Below are 24,282 nucleotides of genomic sequence, written 5' to 3'. Positions count from 1 at the left end.
ATGAGTAATTATCTACCATTCGAAAAGCCGATTTTAGAGCTCAGGCAAAAAATTGATGAATTGAAAGCATTTACAAAAGAAAAAGACATTGATTTTAGCTCAGAGATTGATACACTTGAAGCGAAAGCAAAGCATCTCGAAACGGAGATATATGGAAATCTGACCACTTGGCAGAAAGTACAAATTGCTCGTCACGCATCACGCCCGACGAGTGTGCATTATATTCAAGAGATTTTCCAAGATTTTATCGAGTTGCATGGGGATCGCCATCATGGGGATGACTCCGCGATCGTAGGAGGAATCGGGAAGTTAAATGGGATTCCAGTAACCGTGATCGCGCAAGAGCGAGGCAAGGATACCAAGGATAAGATTGCCCGAAACTTCGGCCTACCTCATCCAGAAGGATATCGAAAAGCGCTTCGTCTCATGCAACAAGCGAATAAATTTGGTCGTCCTATTATTACGTTTATTGACACCCAAGGTGCTCATCCCGGAATCGAAGCAGAGGAACGTGGGCAGAGCGAAGCCATTGCTCGAAACTTACGGGAGATGGCAGGCTTTGAAGTTCCGATCATCTGTGTGGTTACGGGTGAAGGTGGCAGTGGAGGAGCACTCGGAATCGGTGTAGGCAATCGTCTCTTAATGCTAGAGCATGCTTATTACTCGGTCATTTCTCCAGAAGGTGCTGCCGCCATTTTATGGCGAGATGCTTCGAAAGCGCAAGAAGCAGCAGAGGCACTTAAAATTACAGCGCAAGATCTTCAGAAGTTGGGAATTGTCGATGAGATTATTTCAGAGCCAAAAGGCGGGGCACATCGTAATTCACAGCTTATGGCTCAGACGATTGAGCATACATTATGTAAGCATTTAACCTCACTCTTACCACTTGGCCAGTCGGAATTAGTGGAAGACCGTTACCAAAAGTTCTCGAAAATCGGGCAGTTTTCATCTGCTGCTGTATTTGAGGGAAGCCGGTAACGGTTTCTCTTTTTATAGTGTATGGACGTAATTTGTCCCTGTGGGATGGGAAATGCTTTCGATGAGGAGTGAAAAAGAATGAAACGGATTGCAGTTTTAACAAGCGGTGGAGATGCTCCAGGGATGAACGCTGCTATTCGTGCAGTTGTACGGAATGGGATTTATCACGGCCTACATGTATTTGGTGTATATCGTGGGTACACAGGGCTGATCCAAGGCGACTTTAAGGAGCTTTCGGTTGGGTCTGTTGGTGACGTGATTCAGCGGGGAGGAACCATTTTATATAGTGCTCGTTGCGATGAATTTCGTACAGAAGAGGGACGACAGCAGGCCGTAGAGCAACTACGTAAACATCAAATTGATGGGCTTATAACCATCGGTGGAGATGGAACGTTCCAAGGTGCTAAAAAGCTAACCGAACTCGGGTTTCCAACCATTGGTGTTCCAGGTACAATTGACAATGATATAAATGGTACTGATTATACGATTGGATTTGATACGGCGATTAATACAGTGATTGATGCAATCGACCGAATCCGCGATACCGCTACTTCGCATGAACGGACATACATTGTGGAAGTGATGGGGCGAGATGCAGGAGATATTGCCCTATTAGCTGGACTAGCTGGCGGTGCAGAATCCATCTTGATCCCCGAAGTAAACTCCAGTTTAGAAGAAATCGTTGCTCGCCTGAAGCACGGTGCGGATCGTGGGAAAAAGCATAGTATCATCATCGTGGCAGAAGGTGTAGGTAGTGCCGTTGATATAGGCCGCCAAGTCCAAAAAGCGACTGGTTTTGAGACGCGTATTACGGTGCTGGGTCATGTACAGCGGGGTGGCACTCCTACTGCTTTTGACCGTGTGTTAGCCAGCCGTATGGGAGCAAAAGCGGTTGATCTCTTATTAAGCGGGAAGAAAGATATGATGGTTGCGATTCGGAATAATGAAGTGCTCGGAATTGATTTTGATGAGGCGAGCGGTCAGAAGCATCATCTTGATTTATCGAATCATCATTTGGCAAGTATTTTATCGATATAACTATGGACAGGGAAGGAAGAAACTCGCCTATGCGAAAAACAAAAATTGTATGTACGATCGGTCCAGCAAGTGAAGAAGTCTCTATTCTTCGTCAGTTAATTAAGCAAGGGATGAATGTGGCCCGTTTAAACTTTTCTCACGGTTCCCATGAAGAGCATGGTGGACGGATTCGTAATATCCGTCAAGCCGCGGCAGAAGAGGGACAAACCGTTGCCATCCTACTTGATACCAAAGGTCCAGAGATTCGCACAAAGGATCTAACAACTCCAGAAGTGGAATTGAAGGCAGACGAAACGTTTATCTTAACCACAAAAGACATCCTAGGTGACAAGAAAAAAGTAGCCGTCACCTACGATCAGCTGCCAAACGATGTACAACCAGGCACAACGATTTTAATTGATGATGGGTTGATTGGCCTTGAGGTAAGAGAAGTAACGGGGACAGATATCATCTGTAATGTCACAAATGGTGGCGTTCTAAAGAATAAAAAAGGGGTTAACATCCCAGGAATCAAAATCAATCTTCCAGGTATCACCGAGAAAGATGCGGCTGACATCCATTTTGGCATTGAGCAAGGTGTTGATTTTATCGCAGCATCGTTCATCCGAAAACCAGAAGATGTCTTGGACATTCGGAAAATCTTAGAAAAACATCAATCTGACATTCAAATCATCTCGAAGATTGAAAACCAAGAAGGATTGGACAACATTGATGGAATTTTAAAGGTATCCGATGGCTTGATGGTAGCTCGTGGAGACCTTGGTGTAGAGATCCCTACCGAAGAAGTACCGATTGCGCAAAAGGATCTAATCCGTAAATGTAACCTACTTGGGAAACCGGTTATTACCGCTACGCAGATGTTAGATTCGATGCAACGCAACCCACGTCCGACACGGGCAGAGGCAAGCGATGTAGCCAATGCGATCTTTGATGGCACAGATGCGATCATGCTATCAGGCGAAACAGCGGCAGGTCGTTATCCAGTTGAAGCAGTACGCATGATGGCTACGATAGCGAAGAAAGCAGAATCAACTCTTCCATACAAAGAATTGTTAAGGAAGATGCAACGAGACACCGATCTCAGTATCACTGATTCAATCGGGCAAGCAGTGGTTTATACTTCGCACTCATTAGACTGCTCTGCAATCATCACAGCAACCGAACGTGGTTATACTGCACGCATGATTTCCAAGTATCGACCTAGTGTGCCAATTATTGCAGTAACACCTCATAAAGATGTACAACGAAAATTACAGCTCATTCATGGTGTCTATCCGATAGATGGAAATATATGTGGAAATACGGATGAGATGTTCCAGTCTGCAGTACAATCTTCCCTTTCTACAGGCTTTATCAAAGAAGGGAACCTAGTTATCATTACAGCAGGTGTGCCCGTAGGGAAATCAGGAACAACCAACCTAATGAAGATATATGTAGCAGGTGGTGTCCTCCTTCAAGGGCAAGGAATTGGTAAGAAAGTAGTTTCAGGACCTGTTGTGGTAGGGAATACAGCAGAAGAAATCAATCGCAAAATGGTGGATGGAGCGATTATTGTCACTCGTGGAACAGAGAAAGAGATGATTCCATCCTTTGAGCGTGCAGCTGCCGTCATTACCGAAGAAGGTGGACTTACTTCCCATGCTGCAGTCGTAGGAGTTAGTTTGGGTATCCCTGTGATAGTAGGTGTGGAGAACGCAGTGAATCAGTTAAAGAGTGAGACGATGATTACCGTTGACTCTTCACGTGGTTCCATTTATTCAGGACAAGCAGACATTATCCCAAAAGCATAAAATTAGAGCACTGGACTCGCTACCAGTGCTCTAAATGTATCTTCTATTAGAAAAGACTTAGGCGTGGAAATACCCACCAACGAAGCTTTCTTTTTTTCAGTTTTCGCTTACGTAACACGATGTCCAAACTCCTTTCCTTCTGTTTATCTATATTTTTCTGTACACTTAGCAGGATTTTTCTTTTTCGCTTATACTCATTATGTGAGTCTGGCTGAAGAAATATGTGTCGGCATTATCTTTTCACATTTGTGTGAGGTTGGCAAGGAGTTTTTTAGAGTTATAATAGCAACAACAATATAAGCAATGATCCGACAAGCAACGGGAGGTATTCGTTAAAATGAATGCATCTAACTATGTATCACAGTCCTCGATTCGGGTACGTTATCAAGAGACGGATCAGATGGGGATTGTTTATCACTCGAATTACTTGGTTTGGTTTGAGATTGGACGTACTGCATATACCCATGATCTGGGCTATAGTTATCGGGAGTTAGAGAAGCTAGGAGTTATGCTCCCGCTTATTGAGGTAAAAGCAAATTATCGTGCACCTGCGCGTTATGATGATGAAGTGATCGTATATACCACTTGCACAGAAGCTTCAGGAAGTCGGCTTATCTTTGAATACGAGGTAAAACGTAAAAGGGACGATGTATTACTTACCACTGGACATAGTATCCATGTCTGGGTGAATAAAGAGATGAAACGCGTGAACATGAAAGAAAAGTTTCCTGATCTATTTGCTACTTTAGTTGCCTCTACTACTCCAAAAGGACGTGATCGACGATGATAAAACGACTCTTACTTCCTTTTCTTTTGTTAGGCATATTAGAGATCTGGGGAATTGCCCTTGTGGGTAATTGGATTGGTCCCCTTCCTACGGCTTTGTTAATTCTTGCGTCTTGTTTTCTTGGTTGGCATTTTGCACGTAGAGAAGGACTTCAAACTCTTCGAGTGATCCGGCTACGGCTATCCAATCACGAAATTCCGGGAGATGAAGTAATCGATGGTGTACTCATCCTGGTAGGTGGAATTTTGCTAATCATTCCAGGATTTTTATCGGATATAATGGGGATTTTCATGATGATTCCTTATACTCGTGGGATGATGCGTCTGTTGGTAAAATATACGCTTAAAAATCGGATTTCGAAGCGAATGGTAGTATGGGGAACGAAGCGAAGGTAGTTAAATCTGTTTTGGAGGCTTGTTGATTAACCAAATATCGGATGTCCCGGGGCATGTATCTGCCCACAGCTCAATAGTAAGCCTGCGAGGATGTGGAAAAGCAAGTCCGCTTCGTCTATCGATGCTTCAGGCAAGTGGCAAAACTCGCAAAGTACGCTCAGACATTGCCACAAAACGCCCTTGCTTTGAAGGACTACGCTAAGTAGGCTACTAACATCGCAGTGGTCAGATACATTGCTCCAATTCCATTTTCTCGCTCTCTGATTAATCTACACTAGCTTTCATCCGGATTAGCTCGATTAAAAAGGTAATTTAACAGATTCGCATATAGAGCCAATAGAAAAGATACCCTTCCCGAGGTCATCTCTACACCGGGGCTAACCATGAGAATGGAATGGATGATCAGCCAATCGATGGTAATGCTCAGGGGAAATAGGAGCCAAACGTGAAGATGATAAAGAAATGCTTGTAGGATCACACGAAAGGGGAGAAATAATAGAATACTGGAGCATGTCACTCCGATTACGATGGAGAAAGAAGCCATAATCATCATCTCAAAGTTGGCAAAGTGAAGCCCAGAATATTGAATCCAAGATAAAATTTGAAAGAAGAGTAGGAAGGGGAGAGAGGAAAGGAATAGGACAAAAAGGATTGCCAACGTTGTAATAAGTGTGATACACATTTTTTCACACCATGAAGAATCTTTCTGAATCTGATCCATCACCGGTTCTTCTACCTCAGTCGCCTCGCTATCTACCCACTGTGAAGACCATTCTCGCAATAGATCCGCTAATATAAAAAAGATCGCGAATAAAACCGTAAAGTAAATGCCAAGGGTCTGCATCGCTTTTTCCTCCTGCCGCTCTCTCTTTTTTCTAGACAGAAGTGATTTTGTTGTATCGTGATTTTTATTTGAAGCATGTATATTAGTATATATGCACAATAGCAAAATGGTTTGTGCCATTGGAGAAAAAGATAGAAATGAATAACAAATAGGCCCCATTATAGGAGGGCCTATTTGTTATTCATTCTTAACAGTGCTAGTTACTCAACGGGCTGTTTACTGTTTTGATGCAACGGTGCCACAATATAATGATACACATCCTGAAATACCCTAGCCCGATAAAGGGCTAACATAATTACCGTTACAACCGGTCCAATAATAAGCCCAGTAAAGCCAAATAATTGCAATCCCACAAACAACGCAATCAAAGTTAACAATGGATCCAATCCTACATTACTCGCTACAAGCTTAGGCTCTAGTATCTGACGCGTAATCACGATAATCGCGTAAACTACGCTAAGTCCAATCGCAAGCTCCACATCTCCAACTAGGAAAAGGTAGATAATCCAAGGAATCACCACAGCTCCTACTCCTAGATATGGGAGAAGGTCTACAATTGTGATGACCACAGCTAAGGTGAATGGATACTTTACCCCTAAAATTAATAATCCAACAAGCATGATAAGTCCCGAAATCGAGATTAACGTTGCTTGAGCCCTGACAAAGCCAAATAACGCTTTTCGAATGTCTTCAAATACAATTCCACCCGCACTTCGGACTTTCACAGGGATAAACTTGGTGGAGCGATTTTTTATCTTATGTAGATCCAAACTGATAAAAAAAGTAGCTAGGGTGACAAAGACAAGTACTGTTAGCAGAAATGGAAGATTGCTTAGAAATGTTCCGATTCCAGTTAAGATATCGGTGATGGTTTGGGTGATCTTCCCAGTAACCACGCCCAAGTTTTCCCGTATACTGTCTTCGATTCCCTTTTGATGGGTCGGATTTTTAGCCAGATAGGTTTGAATCGTTTCCACAATCTTGTTCATGCTCGATCCATCTCTCGAAAAGGGATCGAGTAATTGTTGTCCAAACTGATTTAGTATTTTAGGTAAGAAATCTGCCAGTTTAGCAAGCTCTTGAACCAATTCGGCAACCAAGAAGATAATCGTAGAAAAAACGATCGAGAGCAAGAATATTAACATAATCAGAACCCCAGCCCAGCGAGGGAGACGAATCCTGCGCTCCAACCACCTTATAGAAGGTTCTAAGAAGATGGCAATCAACCAAGCGATGAGAAAGGGATATACCAAAGGCAGAGAATAGGTGAGTGTCAAAAATACGCCGATTAAAATGAGTAGAACAACGAGGCTACGTAGTCCCACCTGCATCCATGGTCGTAGTGTCAGAGGTCACACCTCCTAGAATTTAGAGATCTATAGGGTGATTATACCATTTCAAATGAGTACATTGACAGGTTTCTCACAAGGTGCGAAATGAAGGTGTTTATGTTACACTAATATCGTAAATGAATCGTCATGCACATAGAGGCACCATACACCGAGTTTTTTAGATTAATAAAATATTTCGCATCTATAGGTAGGCTTTCCTCTTGATGTATAAGGCATCAATTATATAAAGTAATGATCGGCCCTCCTATATTTTGCTATTTTCATTTATAATCAAATTGACATCGCCTTCACTTGTGAATATAGAATGCATCGGTGCCTATATGCGCGTTAGACTGAACAAAGGAGCGATATATCATGGTTGCAAAAGGATTAGAGGGTGTTGTAGCACTTACTTCTGAAATCAGTTCCATTGTGGACGGAGTGCTTACTTACCGTGGATATGACATTGATGATTTAGCAGATCATGCTACTTTTGAGGAGGTTTCGTACCTTCTGTGGAATGGTCGTTTACCTTCGAAGTCTGAATTAGAGCAATTGAAGCAAGAATTGGAAGCATATGCTGCTTTGCCAGAACAGCTGCTTGAGCAGTACAAATCATGGCCTCTAGATGGACATCCAATGAACTTCCTACGTACGGCAGTTTCTGCTTTATCCTTATACGATGCAGAGACAGAAGACAATAGTCACTATGCAAACTACCGTAAATCCGTTCGATTAACCGCTCAACTACCGGTTATCGTAGCAGCATTTGCTCGTCTTCGTGCTGGAAATGAACCAGTAGCTCCTAAGCCTGGTCTAAGCTTTGCGGCAAACTTCCTCTATATGTTGAATGGAGAAGTGCCATCAGACGTTGCAGCAAAAGCATTTGACAAAGCTCTCGTGCTCCATGCTGACCATGAATTAAATGCTTCCACATTTGCAGCTCGTGTAACAGCGGCTACTTTGACAGATATCTACTCAGACGTCACCAGTGCGATTGGCGCGCTCAAAGGCCCTCTTCATGGAGGAGCAAACGAGCAAGTGATGGAAATGCTAAAAGAGATTGATAGTTTGGACCGTGTGGAAACTTATCTACAAGCAAAATTCGATAACAAAGAGAAAATTATGGGCTTCGGGCATCGTGTATACAAAGATGGAGACCCACGTGCAAAACATCTAAGAGAGATGTCCCGCCAGCTAGGCGAGCAAATGGGAGAAACCAAATGGTATGAGATGTCTATCAAATTGGATGAGTTAGTTGTATCGCAAAAGGGCATTTTACCAAATGTCGATTTCTACTCAGCAAGCGTATACAACTACCTAGGGATCCAAAGTGATATCTTTACACCTATCTTTGCAATTAGTCGCATTACCGGCTGGACAGCGCATGCTTTAGAGCAATACAGTAACAATCGCTTGATCCGCCCTCGTGCAGATTACACAGGCCTTGTAAATCAAAAATACGTACCAATTGAACAACGTTAATGCCAACTAGGGGCAGTGGCTGGCGGCTGCTGTCCCGTTGGTTTCTTTTTATATATTCAGCGAACAAAATAAGGGGTGTAGCATCATGGCACAATATGTCCCACCAGTTGCTGGGGAAAAGATTACGATTCAAAACGGAAAATTACAGGTTCCAAACGTGCCTGTTATCCCGTTTATTGAAGGGGACGGAATTGGTCCTGATATTTGGGCAGCAGCGAAACGCGTATTAGATGCGGCTGTTGAAAAAGCGTACAAAGGTGACAAGCGTATCGCGTGGATGGAAGTGCTTGCTGGCGAAAAGGCGCATGATACTGTGGGTCAGTGGCTTCCAGAAGAGACGCTCGATAGCGTTAGAGAGTATCTAGTAGGGCTCAAAGGGCCACTCACCACTCCAGTCGGGGGCGGAATTCGGTCATTAAACGTGGCCCTACGCCAAGAATTAGATCTCTATGTTTGTCTCCGTCCGGTTCGTTATTTTGAAGGAGTACCATCTCCTGTGAAGCATCCTGAAAATGTGGATATGGTGATCTTCCGTGAAAACTCTGAAGATATCTATGCTGGCATTGAATGGGAAGCTGAATCAGAACAAGCGAAAAAGGTAATTTCCTTTTTGCAAGAAGAACTAGGGGTTAAGAAGGTTCGTTTCCCAGAAACATCTGGTATTGGAATTAAACCTGTATCAAAAGAGGGTACTGAACGCCTTGTGAAATCTGCTATTGAATATGCGATTCAGCATAATCGTAAGTCTGTGACGCTCGTACATAAAGGAAATATCATGAAGTTTACAGAAGGCTTATTTAAGTCTCACGGCTATGAAGTGGCAGAGCGAGAGTTTGGGGATAAAGTGTTTACTTGGGCACAGTATGATCGCATCAAAGAAGAGCTAGGCTCAGGGGCGGCAAACGAAGCACAAGCACAAGCAGAAGAAGCAGGCAAGATTATCGTAAAAGATGTGATTGCGGATGCCTTCTTGCAACAAATCCTAACTCGTCCGAAAGAGTATGATGTTATCGCGACTCTAAACCTGAACGGTGACTACGTTTCCGATGCGTTGGCTGCACAGGTAGGCGGTATTGGAATCGCACCAGGCGCTAACATTAACTACGAAACAGGACATGCTATCTTTGAAGCAACTCATGGTACGGCCCCGAAATATGCAGGTCTCGATAAAGTAAACCCAGGATCCGTTATCCTATCCGGTGTTCTTATGCTTGAATACCTTGGATGGCAAGAAGCTGCAGATCTTGTGTATAAAGGAATCGAAGAGTCAATCTTGAATAAAACGGTTACCTATGATTTCGCACGTATGATGGATGGTGCAACTGAGGTAAAATGTTCCGAGTTTGCGGACGCAGTTATCAAAAACATGGCGTAAAAACGGTGATAAATAGAGAGGAGAAATGATCATGATTCGTCGTAAGAAAATTTCTGTGATTGGTGGCGGCTTTACAGGTGCTACAACTGCTCTTATGGTAGCGCAAAAAGAATTGGGTGATGTAGTACTCGTTGACATCCCACAAGCAGAAAACCCAACAAAGGGAAAAGCGCTTGATATGTTTGAAGCAAGCCCAGTTCAAGGATTTGATGCAAATATCACAGGAACAAGTTCCTATGAAGATACCAAAGACTCGGATCTTGTGATTATTACTGCAGGGATTGCTCGTAAGCCTGGTATGAGCCGCGACGACCTTGTAAATACCAATGCCAAAGTCATGCGTTCTGTTACAGAACAAATCGTAAAATACTCTCCAAACTGTATTATTCTTGTACTTACAAACCCAGTAGACGCGATGAGCTATGAAGTATTCCGTACATCTGGCTTCCCGAAAGAACGTGTAATCGGCCAATCGGGCGTTTTAGATACAGCACGTTTCCGTAGCTTCGTAGCCGCAGAATTAAATGTATCTGTAGAAGACGTAACAGGCTTCGTATTAGGCGGTCACGGCGACGACATGGTTCCACTCGTTCGCTACTCCTATGCAGGTGGGATTCCACTTGAGAAGCTTATCCCACAAGACCGTCTTGACGCAATTGTAGAGCGTACTCGTAAAGGTGGCGGAGAAATTGTAAACCTACTTGGCAACGGTAGTGCTTACTATGCTCCAGCAGCTGCCCTTACTCAAATGGCAGAAGCGATCTTAAAAGATAAGAAGCGTATCTTACCATCTATCGCCTACCTAGAAGGCGAATATGGCTACAACGATCTATACCTCGGTGTTCCAACCGTCTTAGGTGGCAGTGGAATTGAACGAGTAATTGAACTAGAATTAACGGACGAAGAGAAGAAAGAGCTCGATAAGTCAGCTGACTCCGTTCGTAAAGTGATGCAAGTATTAAACGCATAGTCTTGTTACGTGAGACACACCCTTGGCGCACAGGGTGTGTCTTTACGTTTACTTGCCAGCACAATGGGTATCTTTAGTATTAAGTAAATTGAACTTTATGAAGAGAGTGTGAGGTTATGAAGAAGCCAACTCAAACGCTTCCAGAAAATTCGTTTCGCGCGCATCAGATGCAGTCTACTATTTTTTATGGTGCAGGAGCCTTAATCGGTATTGCTGGTTTTTTCTTTTGTGACTATTGGAATTGGCCATTATGGATTCCGGCTGTAGTGTTAGGTCTTTCTATATTGTGTTGGATTTTAGATTTCTTTTGGCTCAATCGCTTTCGCTGGACATACTTCCGCTACGATGTGGATGAGCGTGATGTGGTGATACAAAAAGGTGCGCTATTTCGAAGCTCCATTTATGTTCCGATGATCAGGATTCAACATGTTGATATTAAAACAGGTCCCATCATTAGCAAATATGGCTTAGCCGAGTTTCGTGTTCACACAGGTGGCAGTGGTGTATTTGAGGTTGCATATATTCCAATTGAAGAAGCAGAGAGATTATGCGAGCAAGTTCGCCAATGGATTAAAGTAGATGAGGATGAAATCGATGCAAAAACTGAGTAAGAAGGCAATGATTTTATACATAATCAAGTTTTTTAAGGATCTCATCTTCCCTTTAATTGGTATCGTAGTTGCTTCCTTCACAACTGCTTGGGGATTGTGGGGACTTTTAGCAGTCGTTGCATTTGCTCTCGTTTTAGCTGTTTTGGATTGGAAGTTCACTCTATATCATGTATCGGATACGGACTTTCACCTTTATAAGGGGGCCTTTACAAAGCATAAGATGGTGATCGCGCATTCGAGAATTCAAACGGTGGATGTGACTCAATCTGTGATCGAAAGGCTTTTAGGGCTGACAACTCTTCAAATTGAGACTCCTAGTGGAAAAGGAGCAGAGGTGAAGTTAGTCGGGTTACGCTTAGAAGCGGCAGAGGAGTTAAAGAGAAAGTTATTAGACGAAAAAGCACCTATTTCTACAGTGCCATCAATCGAAATCCAGACTGATGACTCGCAATCCCCTGATTCACATACAGATTCATCACAGAAACGGATCAAAAGTATTTCCTCATCCGAATTAAGATTACTTTCCTTCAGCACTTTTAATATAGCTGTGATTTTTATTCTATGGGCACTATTTAATCGCTTGAGCGAATTACTGAGTGACTTTCAATTAGGTGGGTTCAAGCAGGAAGTTGCTCAAGGAGTATCGCAATTGTTTTCCGGAATTGACTGGACAAGTCAAACGATGATTATGATCGAGATTTTCCTTGCGATTTTAGTTGCGTGGGGTGGTTCTGCCTTATTCACATTTATCAAGTTTTATCGATTTCAATTAACAAGGCTTCCTTCAAGTTTTATTATCGAGAGAGGTTTCTTTGAGAAATATCGTACATCGATTCAAATGAAGAAGATTCAAGCAGTACGAATTGTCGAGAGCCCTATTCGTCAGTTGTTTGGCTGGGTTAGCATAGCAGTGGAGTGTACAGGTAAGGACGACGATAATAAGGAGAAGGACATACTCTTTCCTTTTGTGCGTCGGGCAAATTTAGAGGAATTCTTCAGCGAATACCTACCAGAATTCCAAACAGGTGTTGATGTGAATCTTACACGATTCTCACCTATTCCTCTAAAGAAGTGGATTTGGCTTAAGGTGCTTATCAGTTTTGCAATCGCCGGAGGCATCTATACCTTTTGGCTACCGAGCTGGCAATGGACTGCTTTGATCGGGATTGGTATCAGTATGGGTATAGTTGGCTATTCATGGCTCTGTTACCTGGACGGAGGCTATAGATTGATTGGAAAAACAATCGTCCACCGGAGTCGAGGGATAAGCCGTGTTACGGAGATTGTGGATGGTAGATCGATTCAATTTAAAAGGATCCGGCAGAGCCCCTTTTATCGAAAACATAACTTAGTCACATGGTACACGACGTTGTTAACAAGTAAGCCTATTGGGATTGGACATATTTCACACCATGAAGCAGAGAAGTTCATGGAGCTATAGGAGAATAAGCAGTGACGGCAAAGGGGTAGAGTGAACCTTTTGCCGTTGTTTTTATTTTTCCGAAACGGACTTCTTGTAAAGGATTTGTAAAAAACGGATTGAATCATTGGAAATAGGAAGTGAAATCAGGGATGATAGAGGTAACATCAAGATACGTGGGGTGACGACATGTCAAAACGAATTTTAGTAGTGGATGATGAGTCTTCAATTGTAAAGTTGGTACAATTTAATTTAGAAAAAGAAGGCTTTCTTGTAGATAGTGCTTCGGATGGATTGATGGCGATCGAGAAATTAAAGGATCAACTTCCCGATTTATTATTATTGGACCTCATGCTTCCTCAGATCGATGGGTTGGAAGTATGTCGACGGTTGCGCCAAGAGAAAATCCATGTTCCGATTCTCATGCTTACGGCAAAATCAGATGAGTTTGATAAGGTGCTTGGTTTGGAGCTGGGTGCCGATGATTATATGACCAAGCCATTTAGCCCACGGGAACTAACTGCGAGAGTGAAAGCCATTCTTCGTAGGGTGGAAGCATTAAAGGGGAGTCAGCAGGAAGAGTCAGAAACATCATTGATTAAAATAGGTGATTTGTTAATAAATCCAGATGGCTATGAAGTGACTCGTGCTGGAGAGGAATTGGAGTTGACCCCGAAAGAGTTTGAATTACTAGCCTATATGGCAAACCATCGCGGAAAGGTGCTATCTCGTGATCAGTTGCTGAATGCGGTTTGGAATTATGATTATGTAGGGGATTCACGAATCGTTGATGTGCATGTAAGCCATCTGCGAGATAAGATCGAAGTCGATTCTCGTAATCCACATTATATTAAGACGGTTCGAGGGATTGGCTACAAATTTGAGGGAAAGAAGTTATAGCCCATTATGAAGACGTTTCGAGCTAGAATTACTTCACTTTTTCTGTTTTTAATCGGATGCTCTGTGTTAGGAACAGGATTTTTTTTAGCACTTTTATTACATTCCTCTTATATTGACTCACTCAGCAGTCGGCTTACAAAAGAAAGTAAGATGATTGCTGAAACCATTGAATGGGATGGTAGCGAGAGCGATTTAGCTTCTCTACAGCAAGAAATCAAGGCATTTGGAGATACCTTAGAGGCACATGTAACTCTATATAATGTACAAGGCAAAGTGCTTGGTGATTCGACGAACAGTAAATCAAATGACGAGTTAGAGGCTGAGTGGGAACAGATTCGCTCACAGTCCAATGGTTCTGAAGTCATTACGATTCCCAAGTCGGATGAATTGATTGCGGCAGTACCGGTTATTCATGACGAGAAAAAAGTCGGGGTTGTTCGGATTTCCTCTCCCTTAGACGAGGTAAATCAATCTCTTTCACAAGTATGGTTATCCCTTGCAGGAGGGCTCATCATCGCGTATGCATTGGCCGCTTTTGCGAGTTCCCGGGTCGCGAGTAGTGTGACACGACCGTTAGAGGAGATGACACAGGTAGCCGTTGATATCGCCCAGAAACGATTCCACCGAAGGGTAAAAGAAGATGGAAAAGATGAAATTGGGCGTTTGGGACGGGCCATTAATCGAATGGCTCATTCTCTGCAATTTCAGATGGAAACGATTCGGAAGAGTGAGCGCAGGTTAACAAGCGTGATTGAATCGATGGAAAGTGGATTACTAATGGTAAATGCCAGAGGCCGTGTAAGTATCGCTAATAAATCATTTGAACGGCAATTTGGTGCGAAGCCAAGTGAAATTGTAGGGGTTCCATATGACGAAATCCAGACAACATTTGACCTTTGTTCATTAATTTCAAGGTGTGCCCAGACAGGAACTCGAATTAGAGAAGAGATCCATCTCCATTACCCAGTCGAGCGTATTTTAGAGGCGAACCTTGCTCCAATGTGGGTGGAATCAAATGGGATTGGAGTAGTGGCTGTTTTCCATGATTTGACTGCTATCAGACGCCTAGAGCAGATGAGAAAAGATTTTGTGGCTAACGTTTCTCATGAGCTACGAACGCCGATTACCTCCATTAGAGGATTTTCGGAAACATTATTGGATGGAGCCATGCAAGATCCAGATACTTGTCAGGAATTTCTCAAGATTATCTTGGAAGAGAGTATTCGCTTGCAACGCTTGGTAGGAGATTTATTGGATTTATCGACTATTGAATCGAAACAGATGGCGATGAATTTTGAGCAACTTTCCATTGCTAGTTTCTTACAAAACATTACCAAAACATTAGATGAACAGGCTCGTAATAAAGAACAAACATTACGAGTGGAGATAAAAGAAGACTTCCAAATTAGAATGGATCCAGATCGTTTGAAACAGATTGTCTTAAATCTAGTAAGTAATGCTATCGCCTATACCCCAGCAGGTGGCGAAATACGAGTGCAGGTGGACCAAGAGGAGAAGGATTGGATTTTGGTAGTCTCTGACACAGGCATGGGGATTCCGGAAGAGGATTTAGGGCGGATTTTTGAGCGCTTTTATCGTGTGGATAAAGCTCGATCGCGTGAATCGGGTGGAACTGGACTTGGGCTTGCTATCGTGAAACATTTGGTTGAAGAGTATGAAGGAGAGATAAAGGTAACCAGTAAAATGGGTGAGGGGACTACTTTTACGATTTGGTTTTCGAAGGAGTAGTTGCGTTCTATTTCCTGGGGAATGAACCCCGATGTGTATGGGGTGGAGTATGTGCAATAAAGCTTTTAGGAGAAGGTTGTGATTTCTTCTAAGAGCTTCTTTTTGTTGGTTTTAGTGGACGATGGATAACAGGATCATTTGCTCGACGATTACCGTCTATTTATAGAAATACAAGGGCTATTTATTAGCTATTGGAGCAAGCCCGGGGCATGTATCTGCCCACAGCTCAAATAGTGAGCCTGCGAAGATGTGGAAAAGCAAGTCCGCGTAGTCCTATCTTCGCTTCGGGCAAGTGGCAAAACTCGCAAAGAACGCTCAGACATTGCCACAAAACGCCCTTGCTTCGAAGGACTACGCTAAGTAGGCTCACTAACATCGCAGTGGTCAGACACATTGCCTCTAGTCTGTTCCGATGTACTGATTAATCGATGGGCTTCTTATTCCAGTATCCGTACTGTGTGCTTCTAGATTAGGATTGATTGCTAATGTGATGAGTGAATTGTCTAATCTACTTCACTATTGACTAAAAGTTGATGTTTTTATACTTGATAGTCGGGAAGGATTTGGTAGATTATTATTCTCTCTAGAATGGATCGTGAGTTATGGAATCAAAAGCTAGTATGTGGACACGATTAGCGTATGTAGTTCCCTGTCATCGCAAGGCCTCTCGGTGCTTTCATGTAAATGGAAAGCCGATGCCAATTTGTGCTCGTTGTTTGAGTATTCTAGTCGGATATTTGTGGTTACCAGTTTTCCTTCTACTTCCTTTTCCTGTTCCGTGGTGGTTAGGATTCTTATTGCAGATCCCTACGCTGATAGATGGAGTTACTCAACTGGTTAAATTTCGTGAGAGTACGAATACATTACGGTGTGTGACAGGATTATTAAGTGGGATCGGTATGTCTATTTTAGCGACTCACTTCATTTCCCTACTTTTAGAGGATATTTTGTAGCGGGAGGGAAACCACTTTGTTTTTTCTATTACTGGGGCTGAACGTTTCTTTTCTGTTAAGTGGCATTATCGCGTTATGCTCAGGTGAATTTAAATACGGAGCCATTTTACTAGGAATGGGTATTTTGGGATTTGGTTTCATGGTCTGGTATTATCAGAGAAAAAAGAAGAACTCTAAACACAGTTGGAATGACGTACCTGACTGTTTACTCGAATGTGCTCCAACTCCCGACTGTGAGTGTATTCGATAAGATAATTATATTCTACTAGCCGCACTAAGCCACAGTACGGCTTTTTGTACTGGAAATCTACTACCACCAAACTGGAAGAAAATGTGCTCCGCATGATACAATGATAGAGTCTCAAATCTATGTTTAATATGAACTCTCTTTCATACCTTTTGATGGATGAAAGAGAGTGATTGAAATACAAACCTATGATTGAAAAGAAGTCAAAGACCGAGTTTTTTGTTAACAAGCAAGTGGAATAATCATGATTTGAAGAAGCTCTAAAAAACAGCCTTGTTAATCAACTAGCAAATGAAAATGGAAGAGGGTAATGTATCTGACCACTGGGATGTTAGTGAGGCTACTTAGCGTAGTCATTCGAAGCAAGGGCGTTTTGTGGCAATGTCTGAGCGTTCTTTGCGAGTTTTGCTACTTGCCCGAAGCGAAGGGACGGAGCGGACTTGCTTTTCCACATCCTCGCAGGCTCACTATTTGAGCTGTGGTCAGATACATGCCCCGGGACCGGCTTCATGGTTAGTAATCATAATCAATATGTTTTTTCGATAATAGAATCTAGATACGGATGTGAACCAATTGTCTAAGAAAAAAATCATTCTCATCGATGGAAATAGCATTGCCTTTCGCGCCTTTTATGCCCTGCCATTGTTAACAAATTCATCCGGACTTTATACCAATGCCGCCTATGGATTTGCCATGATGCTCTTAAAAGTACTAGAAGAAGAAAAACCAACCCATATGCTTGTCGCATTCGATGAGGGCAAGGATACATTCCGCCACGAGTTTTATCAAGAATACAAAGGAAAACGGGATAAAACGCCTGGTGAACTAACCGGGCAGTTCCCGTTGATTAAAGAAGTATTAGATGCCTGCCAAATCCGATATTATGGACTTGCAGGATATGAAGCAGATGATATTATCGGGACACTGTCTAAAATGGCAGATGCCGAGGAGATGGAAACCCTCATCGTGAGTGGAGATAAAGACTTGTTCCAATTAGTGACAGATCAGGTTAGCGTGTTAATGACTCGCAAAGGTGTGACAGAAGCAGATCGATATACTCCAGAAAGCATTCAAGACCGTTATGGCTTAACTCCTTCCCAAATCATTGATCTGAAAGGATTAATGGGAGATCCATCTGACAATATTCCCGGCATCCCTGGAGTAGGAGAAAAAACAGGCTTGAAGCTATTACACCAGCACGGCTCAGTAGAAGAGATCATTGCCCGTGTTGCTGATCTACCTGGGAAAAAGCTACAGGAAAAAGTAACTGAATTTCAGGAGCAAGCATTACTAAGTAAACGACTTGCCACTATTTATTGTGAGGTACCTTTGGACTTTGGAATCGATGATTTAGAGCAACCCTCGATTCATACAGAAGAAGTAATCGAGACGTTTAAAAAGCTAGAGTTTAAAACATTGGTGGATCGGATCAAAAAAGGGTTGGGAGACCAGTCTGGACAGGCATCTGAGTCGGATCAAACATTAGTAGAGTATCAAATCGTGTCAGAGGATTCTATGGGAGATTGGAATGATCTATTACAATCAGATTCTTTGTCTCTGAATGTAGAATTGAGTGAAGAGAATCCGCATCGTTCCGAGTTAGTTGGTTTATCTATATCTGATGGAATTACCAATCTGTATATTCCAGCGAATGTGGTTTCGAAGTGGAATAAACTCCTAGATTGGCTTGGATCAAGCAACTCTCAGAAGGTTGTATTTGATGGGAAGAGATCAGAGATTGCCCTTTCCAAGCTAGGGATTTCATTAGAGGGAATCGAAATGGATATCCTATTGGCCGCCTATCTGCTAAATCCTTCTGAAACCAGTTTGAGCCTAAGCGATGTTGTTTCACAGCATAGTGAATATACTCTAGCTTCTGATGAAGAAGTGTATGGGAAAGGTGCAAAACGAAAGCTTCCTACAGGGGAAAACCTTGCGCAACACCTCGCCCAAAAAGCATATGTACTTTATGGCCTGCAATCACAATTAAAACCAGAGATTGAGAGAACCGATTTAGCTAATCTACTCTACGATTTAGAGATGCCATTATCACGTGTACTAGGGAAAATGGAGAAACTAGGGGTAAAAGTAGATGGGGAGCAATTAGAGCAATTAGGTTCCGTTCTTCAAGAGACCCTCGAACGTCTCACAATTGAAATCTATGACATAGCGGGTACAGATTTTAATATTAATTCGCCGAAGCAATTGGGTGAGATTCTATTTGATAAACTAGGCTTACCTGTATTGAAAAAGACGAAGACCGGTTACTCAACGAGCGCAGATGTATTAGAAAAATTAGCTCCGCAACATGAGATTGTGGATAAAATTCTTCATTACAGACAAGTAGGAAAGCTTTTGAGCACCTATGTAGAGGGTCTGAAAAAAGAAATCGGTGCAGATGGGAAAATTCATACCCATTTTAACCAGACGATTGCTGCTACAGGACGTTTGTCCAGCGTGGAGCCGAATCTGCAAAATATCCCGATTCGGCTGGAAGAAGGGCGGAAAATCCGTCAAGTTTTCGTTCCGTCTGAAGAGAATTGGATGATCTTAGCTGCGGATTATTCGCAAGTAGAGCTTCGCGTGTTAGCACATATCTCGGGAGATCCTAGTTTGCAAAAGGCATTCCGTGAGGCTAAGGATATTCACACCCAGACAGCGATGGATGTCTTCCAAGTGAAGGAAGAAGAGATTACTTCCCTCATGCGTCGCCAGGCCAAGGCGGTTAACTTTGGTATCGTGTATGGAATTAGTCCCTTTGGCTTGTCCCAGAACTTAAATATCCCTCAGAAGGAAGCCAAACAATTTATTGAACGTTATTTCGAGACGTATCCAGGCGTGAAACAATATATGAACGATATTGTGGCTCAAGCCAAGCAAGATGGCTATGTTACGACCTTGCTCCAACGTCGCCGTTATCTTCCGGAGCTATATGCTACTGATTTTGCACGCCGTAGCTTTGCAGAGCGAACAGCAATGAATACACCCATTCAAGGAACAGCAGCGGACATCATTAAAAAGGCGATGGTTGAAATCGATCGTGTGATGGTCGAAAAGAAAATGAAAAGTAGAATGCTACTTCAAGTTCATGACGAGTTGATCTTTGAAGTTCCGGTGGAAGAGCTAGGTAGTATGGGAGATTTGGTACGTGAGATGATGGAACAAGCTGTAGAGCTATCAATCCCATTAGTGGTTGATCTGAACATAGGTCAAAGTTGGTACGAAGCCAAATAGTTTGAAGCACAACTAGGGGAGAGACAGAAGATGCCAGAATTACCAGAGGTGGAGACAGTCCGCCGAACGCTAGAGCAATTAGTAGTGGGGAAAACGATTCAAGATGTATCGGTTCACCTTCCTCGAATCATCCAGCGCCCAGATAATATTGAGATTTTTTGTAGAGAACTAAAAGGTGCCGCGATTACAGGAATCGGACGAAGAGGTAAGTTTTTAAAGATTTTTTGTGATCCATGGGTGATTGTTTCCCATTTGCGAATGGAAGGAAAATACCGAGTTGCGGATCAAGGGGACGATTTAGAGAAGCATACACATGTGATTTTCCACTTTACAGATGGTACAGAACTTCGTTATAAGGATGTACGCCAATTTGGTACGATGCATTTGTTTCCAAAGGGTGAAGAGGAGAGTCATCTGCCGCTTAAAAAGCTAGGCCCAGAGCCGTTAGATCCAGATCAATACCAACTGGAGTGGTTTGACGCAGCGATTCGTAGGAGAAAAACGAAGATTAAACCCTTATTGCTCAATCAAGAGATATTAGTTGGTTTAGGGAATATCTATGTGGATGAAGCGTTACATAGCGCAAAAATCCATCCCGAACGGAGTGCCAATGAGCTAACGGATGAAGAGATTCATCTGCTCTACCACAGCATTTCTGAAACATTGTCAAGGGCCGTGGAGGCAGGTGGGTCTTCGGTTCGTTCCTATGTAAATGGACAAGGCGAGATGGGGATGTTTCAACTACAAATTAAGGTATACGGACGGAAGAATGAGCCATGCTATGGTTGTGGCAATCCGATTGAACGTTTGGTGGTAGGTGGACGAGGGACACATATTTGCCCTCAGTGTCAAACGTAACGCGGTCCCCTTGTTTGGCACCTCCTTATGGGCTCCTTCATATGCTAGGATAGCACCTAGTGATATGGGGGAGTTTTCTTATGTGGCATATATGGACGATGATTGGATTAGCCTTTGCAGTTAGTTTAGATAGCTTTAGTGCTGGTATTACATATGGACTGCGCAAGATACGGATCCCGTTTGGCTCCATCCTCATTATTGCAGGATGCTCAGGGCTTAGTATCTTCCTTACAATGGCGATTGGAGATCAGATTGGGTTATGGCTTTCTCCTCAGATGGAAAAATGGATTGGAGCTACGATCCTCATTTTGCTGGGGTGCTGGACATTGTATCAATATATGACTAGATTGAAAGAGGACAGAGAAGAAATAGATAATGGACAAGAGGGTGTACTCGTTGCTGCACAAGTGATCGATCCCAAAGTGTGGATATGGGAACTACCCAAATGGGGTCTTGTGATTCAAATTCTCAAAAAGCCAACAACTGCTGATATGGATCATTCGGGCAGTATTAATGCGACAGAGGCCATTTTACTTGGAATTGCGCTTTCGCTTGATTCGCTGGGGGCGGGTTTGGGCGTTGCTCTACTTGGTTACTCCCCCTTTATAGTAGCTGGCTTGATTACGCTTATGTGTGGGATATTTTTGCGATGTGGGATGTGGATTGGATTTCGTTTTCAATATAATAGATTTAGTGATCTTGTTTCGTATCTTCCAGGGATTATTTTAATCGTTCTGGGCTTGTTTCGGATTTGGTAGAGGAGTGTTTGTTTTGGTTATTGGTTTAACTGGAGGAATAGCGACTGGGAAAAGCACTGTTTCGAAGATGTTCCAAGAGCGTGGAGCGAAAATTATCGATGCAGATCAGATTGCTAGACTAGTCGTGGAACCTGAGACAGAAGGATTACAGCAGGTGATCGCAACATTTGGCGTAGAAGTGCTCGATTCAAAGGGACAATTAAACCGGAGAGCCTTAGGAGATATCATCTTCCATGACCCTCATGCGCGCCAGCGATTAAATGCTATTTTACATCCTCTCATTCGAGCTGAGATGAAGAGGCAGACAGCTGAATTTCAAAGCGAGGATACGGAAGAGGTTATTATTTGGGATGTTCCACTCTTATTTGAGAGCGGTTTGACGCAATTAGTGGAAAAGGTTATTGTTGTGTATATACCAGAAGCACTGCAAATCGTGCGTTTAATGGAGCGAGATCAATTAACTGAATTAGAAGCAAAAGCTCGGCTTCATGCACAACTTTCGATTGAAGAGAAAAAGAAGATGGCCGATTTTGTGATTGATAACAGTCACCTAGTATTTCATACAGAAAGACAGGTAGATAAGCTATGGAATTATCTGGCTTTAAAAAATGGATAGATCCAGCGCTTCGAGCTATGCCTCCTAAGAGAATGATCTTGATTGGGATTATCCTGATCGTGATTATTATGATTATCGCGATTCCTGTCTCTAACCGCTGGATGTATCCACTAAAATATGAAGACGATATCCTGAATAGCGCCAAACAGTATAAGATAAGCCCTTTTCTCGTGATGGCAGTGATACGTGTCGAAACCAAGTTTGATCCGTCGAAGGTTTCGCACGCCAATGCACAAGGGTTAATGCAAATTACACCTGGTACTGTTGATACTGTGATTCAAAGTGCGCCCTTTTCTCCTGCAGTGCGTGATCAAATTGGGGATCCTAAGATGAATATCCAGCTAGGTACGTGGTATCTGGCCTACTTAATTAAAGAGTTTAATGGCAATGAAGTGGTGGCTGTAGCAGCCTATAATGCAGGGCCGAATAAGGTAAAGAGTTGGCTGAGGGATAAAAAATGGGATGGCACATTGCAAAATGCCAACCACATAGAGTACTCCGAAACAAGGAAATATGTTCAAAAAGTAATGGGTTACTATGGAAAGTATAAATCGGTATATGGCTACTTGGTAGAGGATTAGAAGGGGATAGGATCGTTGATAAAACTAGAGGCTTGGTCACTTACAGGTGATCAGGTCTTTATTTCTGTTCACAAATAGGTAGGTTTTTTTGTCTTTTTTTATTGCAAAATGTGTTATACTGATTATAATATTAAAGGGGAATTGTGTGTATTATATAGGCGGAAGGGGATTTATCCATAATGAGCATTCGTGTCGCAATCAATGGATTTGGCCGCATTGGTAGAATGTTTTTTAGAAAAGCAATAGTTGACCCAACAATAGAAATAGTAGCAATTAATGCTAGTTATCCAGCCGAAACTTTAGCACATCTAATTAAGTATGACACAATTCATGGTTTTTTTGACGAGGAAGTAATCGCTACAGATGGCGGTATTTATGTAAATAAACAATTTGTTCAGTTAACTTCCAACCGAAATCCAGCTGAGTTACCTTGGACAGAGTTGAAAGTTGATGTGGTCGTAGAAGCAACAGGGAAATTTGTCGACCGTGAAGGAGCAGGACTACACTTACAAGCAGGTGCTAAAAAGGTAGTGATTACGGCTCCGGCGAAAAATGAAGACGCTACCATTGTTCTAGGGGTAAATGAAGATATCTATCAACCTGAAAACCATCATGTGATCTCAAATGCTTCCTGTACGACGAACTGTTTAGCTCCCGTTGCCAAAGTGTTGCATGACACGTTTGGAATTGAGCATGGTCTCATGACAACGATCCATAGTTATACAAATGATCAATTAAATTTAGATAATCCACATAAAGATTTACGCCGAGCTCGCGCATGTGGCCAATCGATCATCCCAACTAAAACAGGGGCGGCTAAAGCATTAGGTCTTGTGATTCCGGAACTACAAGGAAAGTTAAACGGGTTTTCTCTACGTGTCCCAACTCCTAATGTATCCATCGTCGATTTGGTTGTGGATCTAAAAGTAGATGCTACTAAAGAGCAAGTCAATCATGCGTTGAACCAAGCCGCTGAGGGTGCGATGAAAGGAATCCTAGCCTATACGGAATTGCCATTGGTATCATCAGACTTCATTGGTAACGAAAATTCTTCCATAGTAGATGGATTATCTACTATGGTAATGGGTGATCGCCAAGTGAAGGTGTTAGCATGGTATGATAATGAGTGGGGTTATTCTTGTCGTGTAGTCGACTTGGTGAAACTAGTGAGTTCATCTGCTAGTCAAGAGAATGAGCAAGTGGAAGTACAATCTGCTTAGTATATAATATGGTTAGAGAAATATAACCCGAGCTATCATAGGCTCGGGTTTTTAGGCACTTCGATTTTTCATTGTTTATATATTAAGGATGATGAAATAAAATAGATTTGAAATTACTAGAGCGAAAAGTTTTTTGGATGGC

23 protein-coding genes are annotated in these 24,282 nt (G+C 42.6%); 21 read left to right on the top strand and 2 right to left on the bottom strand.

The genetic code is table 11. The annotated features are described in order from the left end of the window. The 6 genes from EDD57_RS06255 (at position 1) to EDD57_RS06230 (ending at position 5,190) form a co-directional block, all read left to right on the top strand. Entirely contained in the window at positions 1-978 is a 978-nt protein-coding gene (locus EDD57_RS06255) for an acetyl-CoA carboxylase carboxyltransferase subunit alpha (protein WP_131848619.1), read from the top strand. A 78-nt stretch (positions 979-1,056) separates the two neighbouring features. Continuing rightward, entirely contained in the window at positions 1,057-2,016 is a 960-nt protein-coding gene (pfkA, locus tag EDD57_RS06250) for a 6-phosphofructokinase (RefSeq protein ID WP_131848618.1), read from the top strand. Positions 2,017-2,045: 29 nt separating this feature from the next. Beyond that, entirely contained in the window at positions 2,046-3,806 is a 1,761-nt protein-coding gene (gene pyk, locus EDD57_RS06245; protein WP_131848617.1) for a pyruvate kinase, read from the top strand. 337 nt (positions 3,807-4,143) lie between these two features. After that, on the top strand, positions 4,144-4,593 hold the full coding sequence (locus EDD57_RS06240) for an acyl-CoA thioesterase (RefSeq protein WP_131848616.1): 450 nt from the start codon (positions 4,144-4,146) through the stop codon (positions 4,591-4,593). Next, positions 4,590-4,988 carry an FxsA family protein gene (locus EDD57_RS06235; protein WP_131848615.1) on the top strand — a complete coding sequence of 133 codons (399 nt, stop codon included), beginning with the start codon at positions 4,590-4,592 and terminating at the stop codon, positions 4,986-4,988. Before EDD57_RS06240 ends, EDD57_RS06235 begins: the two co-directional genes overlap by 4 nt. Positions 4,989-5,010: 22 nt before the next feature. Continuing rightward, positions 5,011-5,190, top strand: a complete 180-nt coding sequence (locus tag EDD57_RS06230; protein WP_131848614.1) for a hypothetical protein — start codon at positions 5,011-5,013, stop codon at positions 5,188-5,190. Between the two features lie 72 nt (positions 5,191-5,262). On the opposite strand, the gene EDD57_RS06225 is transcribed toward EDD57_RS06230, so the two are convergent. Beyond that, the gene (locus tag EDD57_RS06225) at positions 5,263-5,832 is read right to left on the bottom strand and encodes a hypothetical protein (protein WP_131848613.1); all 570 of its coding nucleotides are present in this window, start codon (positions 5,830-5,832) and stop codon (positions 5,263-5,265) included. Positions 5,833-6,032: 200 nt separating this feature from the next. Further along, complete coding sequence (gene ytvI / locus EDD57_RS06220; RefSeq protein ID WP_165873691.1) at positions 6,033-7,157, bottom strand: sporulation integral membrane protein YtvI; 1,125 nt, start codon at positions 7,155-7,157, stop codon at positions 6,033-6,035. A 378-nt stretch (positions 7,158-7,535) separates the two neighbouring features. Here ytvI and citZ point away from each other — a divergent pair, with 378 nt between their 5' ends. From citZ to EDD57_RS06145, 15 genes are all read left to right on the top strand, one after another. Continuing rightward, the gene (citZ, locus tag EDD57_RS06215; RefSeq protein ID WP_131848611.1) at positions 7,536-8,648 is read left to right on the top strand and encodes a citrate synthase; all 1,113 of its coding nucleotides are present in this window, start codon (positions 7,536-7,538) and stop codon (positions 8,646-8,648) included. A gap of 85 nt (positions 8,649-8,733) precedes the next feature. Then, positions 8,734-10,023, top strand: coding sequence for an NADP-dependent isocitrate dehydrogenase (icd, locus tag EDD57_RS06210; protein ID WP_131848610.1), 1,290 nt, complete (start codon positions 8,734-8,736; stop codon positions 10,021-10,023). A 28-nt stretch (positions 10,024-10,051) separates the two neighbouring features. Continuing rightward, complete coding sequence (gene mdh / locus EDD57_RS06205; protein WP_131848638.1) at positions 10,052-10,993, top strand: malate dehydrogenase; 942 nt, start codon at positions 10,052-10,054, stop codon at positions 10,991-10,993. A gap of 116 nt (positions 10,994-11,109) precedes the next feature. After that, positions 11,110-11,604: a PH domain-containing protein gene (locus tag EDD57_RS06200; protein ID WP_131848609.1), complete on the top strand. Its 495-nt coding sequence runs from the start codon at positions 11,110-11,112 to the stop codon at positions 11,602-11,604. After that, entirely contained in the window at positions 11,588-13,045 is a 1,458-nt protein-coding gene (locus EDD57_RS06195) for a PH domain-containing protein (protein WP_165873690.1), read from the top strand. Before EDD57_RS06200 ends, EDD57_RS06195 begins: the two co-directional genes overlap by 17 nt. Before the next feature lie 168 nt (positions 13,046-13,213). Next, positions 13,214-13,924 carry a response regulator transcription factor gene (locus EDD57_RS06190; protein WP_131848607.1) on the top strand — a complete coding sequence of 237 codons (711 nt, stop codon included), beginning with the start codon at positions 13,214-13,216 and terminating at the stop codon, positions 13,922-13,924. Between the two features lie 6 nt (positions 13,925-13,930). Further along, positions 13,931-15,673, top strand: coding sequence for a two-component system histidine kinase PnpS (pnpS, locus tag EDD57_RS06185; protein ID WP_131848606.1), 1,743 nt, complete (start codon positions 13,931-13,933; stop codon positions 15,671-15,673). Between the two features lie 602 nt (positions 15,674-16,275). After that, positions 16,276-16,626: a DUF2085 domain-containing protein gene (locus EDD57_RS06180; protein ID WP_243649463.1), complete on the top strand. Its 351-nt coding sequence runs from the start codon at positions 16,276-16,278 to the stop codon at positions 16,624-16,626. Positions 16,627-16,642: 16 nt separating this feature from the next. After that, a complete protein-coding gene (locus EDD57_RS06175) occupies positions 16,643-16,876 on the top strand; it encodes a hypothetical protein (protein WP_131848605.1) in 234 nt (77 codons plus the stop codon). 570 nt (positions 16,877-17,446) lie between these two features. Next, on the top strand, positions 17,447-20,107 hold the full coding sequence (polA, locus tag EDD57_RS06170; RefSeq protein WP_131848604.1) for a DNA polymerase I: 2,661 nt from the start codon (positions 17,447-17,449) through the stop codon (positions 20,105-20,107). A 30-nt stretch (positions 20,108-20,137) separates the two neighbouring features. After that, complete coding sequence (mutM, locus tag EDD57_RS06165) at positions 20,138-20,965, top strand: DNA-formamidopyrimidine glycosylase (protein ID WP_131848603.1); 828 nt, start codon at positions 20,138-20,140, stop codon at positions 20,963-20,965. 80 nt (positions 20,966-21,045) lie between these two features. Continuing rightward, positions 21,046-21,723, top strand: a complete 678-nt coding sequence (gene ytaF, locus EDD57_RS06160; RefSeq protein ID WP_131848602.1) for a sporulation membrane protein YtaF — start codon at positions 21,046-21,048, stop codon at positions 21,721-21,723. Positions 21,724-21,727: 4 nt separating this feature from the next. Then, positions 21,728-22,339 (top strand): dephospho-CoA kinase, encoded by a 612-nt coding sequence (gene coaE / locus EDD57_RS06155; protein WP_341539664.1) that lies wholly within the window; start codon positions 21,728-21,730, stop codon positions 22,337-22,339. Next, positions 22,309-22,920, top strand: a complete 612-nt coding sequence (locus tag EDD57_RS06150) for a lytic transglycosylase domain-containing protein (protein WP_131848600.1) — start codon at positions 22,309-22,311, stop codon at positions 22,918-22,920. The genes coaE and EDD57_RS06150 overlap by 31 nt, the downstream gene beginning before the upstream one ends. Before the next feature lie 179 nt (positions 22,921-23,099). After that, positions 23,100-24,140, top strand: a complete 1,041-nt coding sequence (locus EDD57_RS06145) for a glyceraldehyde-3-phosphate dehydrogenase (RefSeq protein WP_131848599.1) — start codon at positions 23,100-23,102, stop codon at positions 24,138-24,140. Positions 24,141-24,282: the final 142 nt, after the last annotated feature.

This window comes from Baia soyae, assembly GCF_004341445.1.
In the GTDB taxonomy this organism is placed as follows: domain Bacteria; phylum Bacillota; class Bacilli; order Thermoactinomycetales; family Thermoactinomycetaceae; genus Baia; species Baia soyae.
This window is presented reverse-complemented; position numbering and strand designations above follow the sequence as displayed.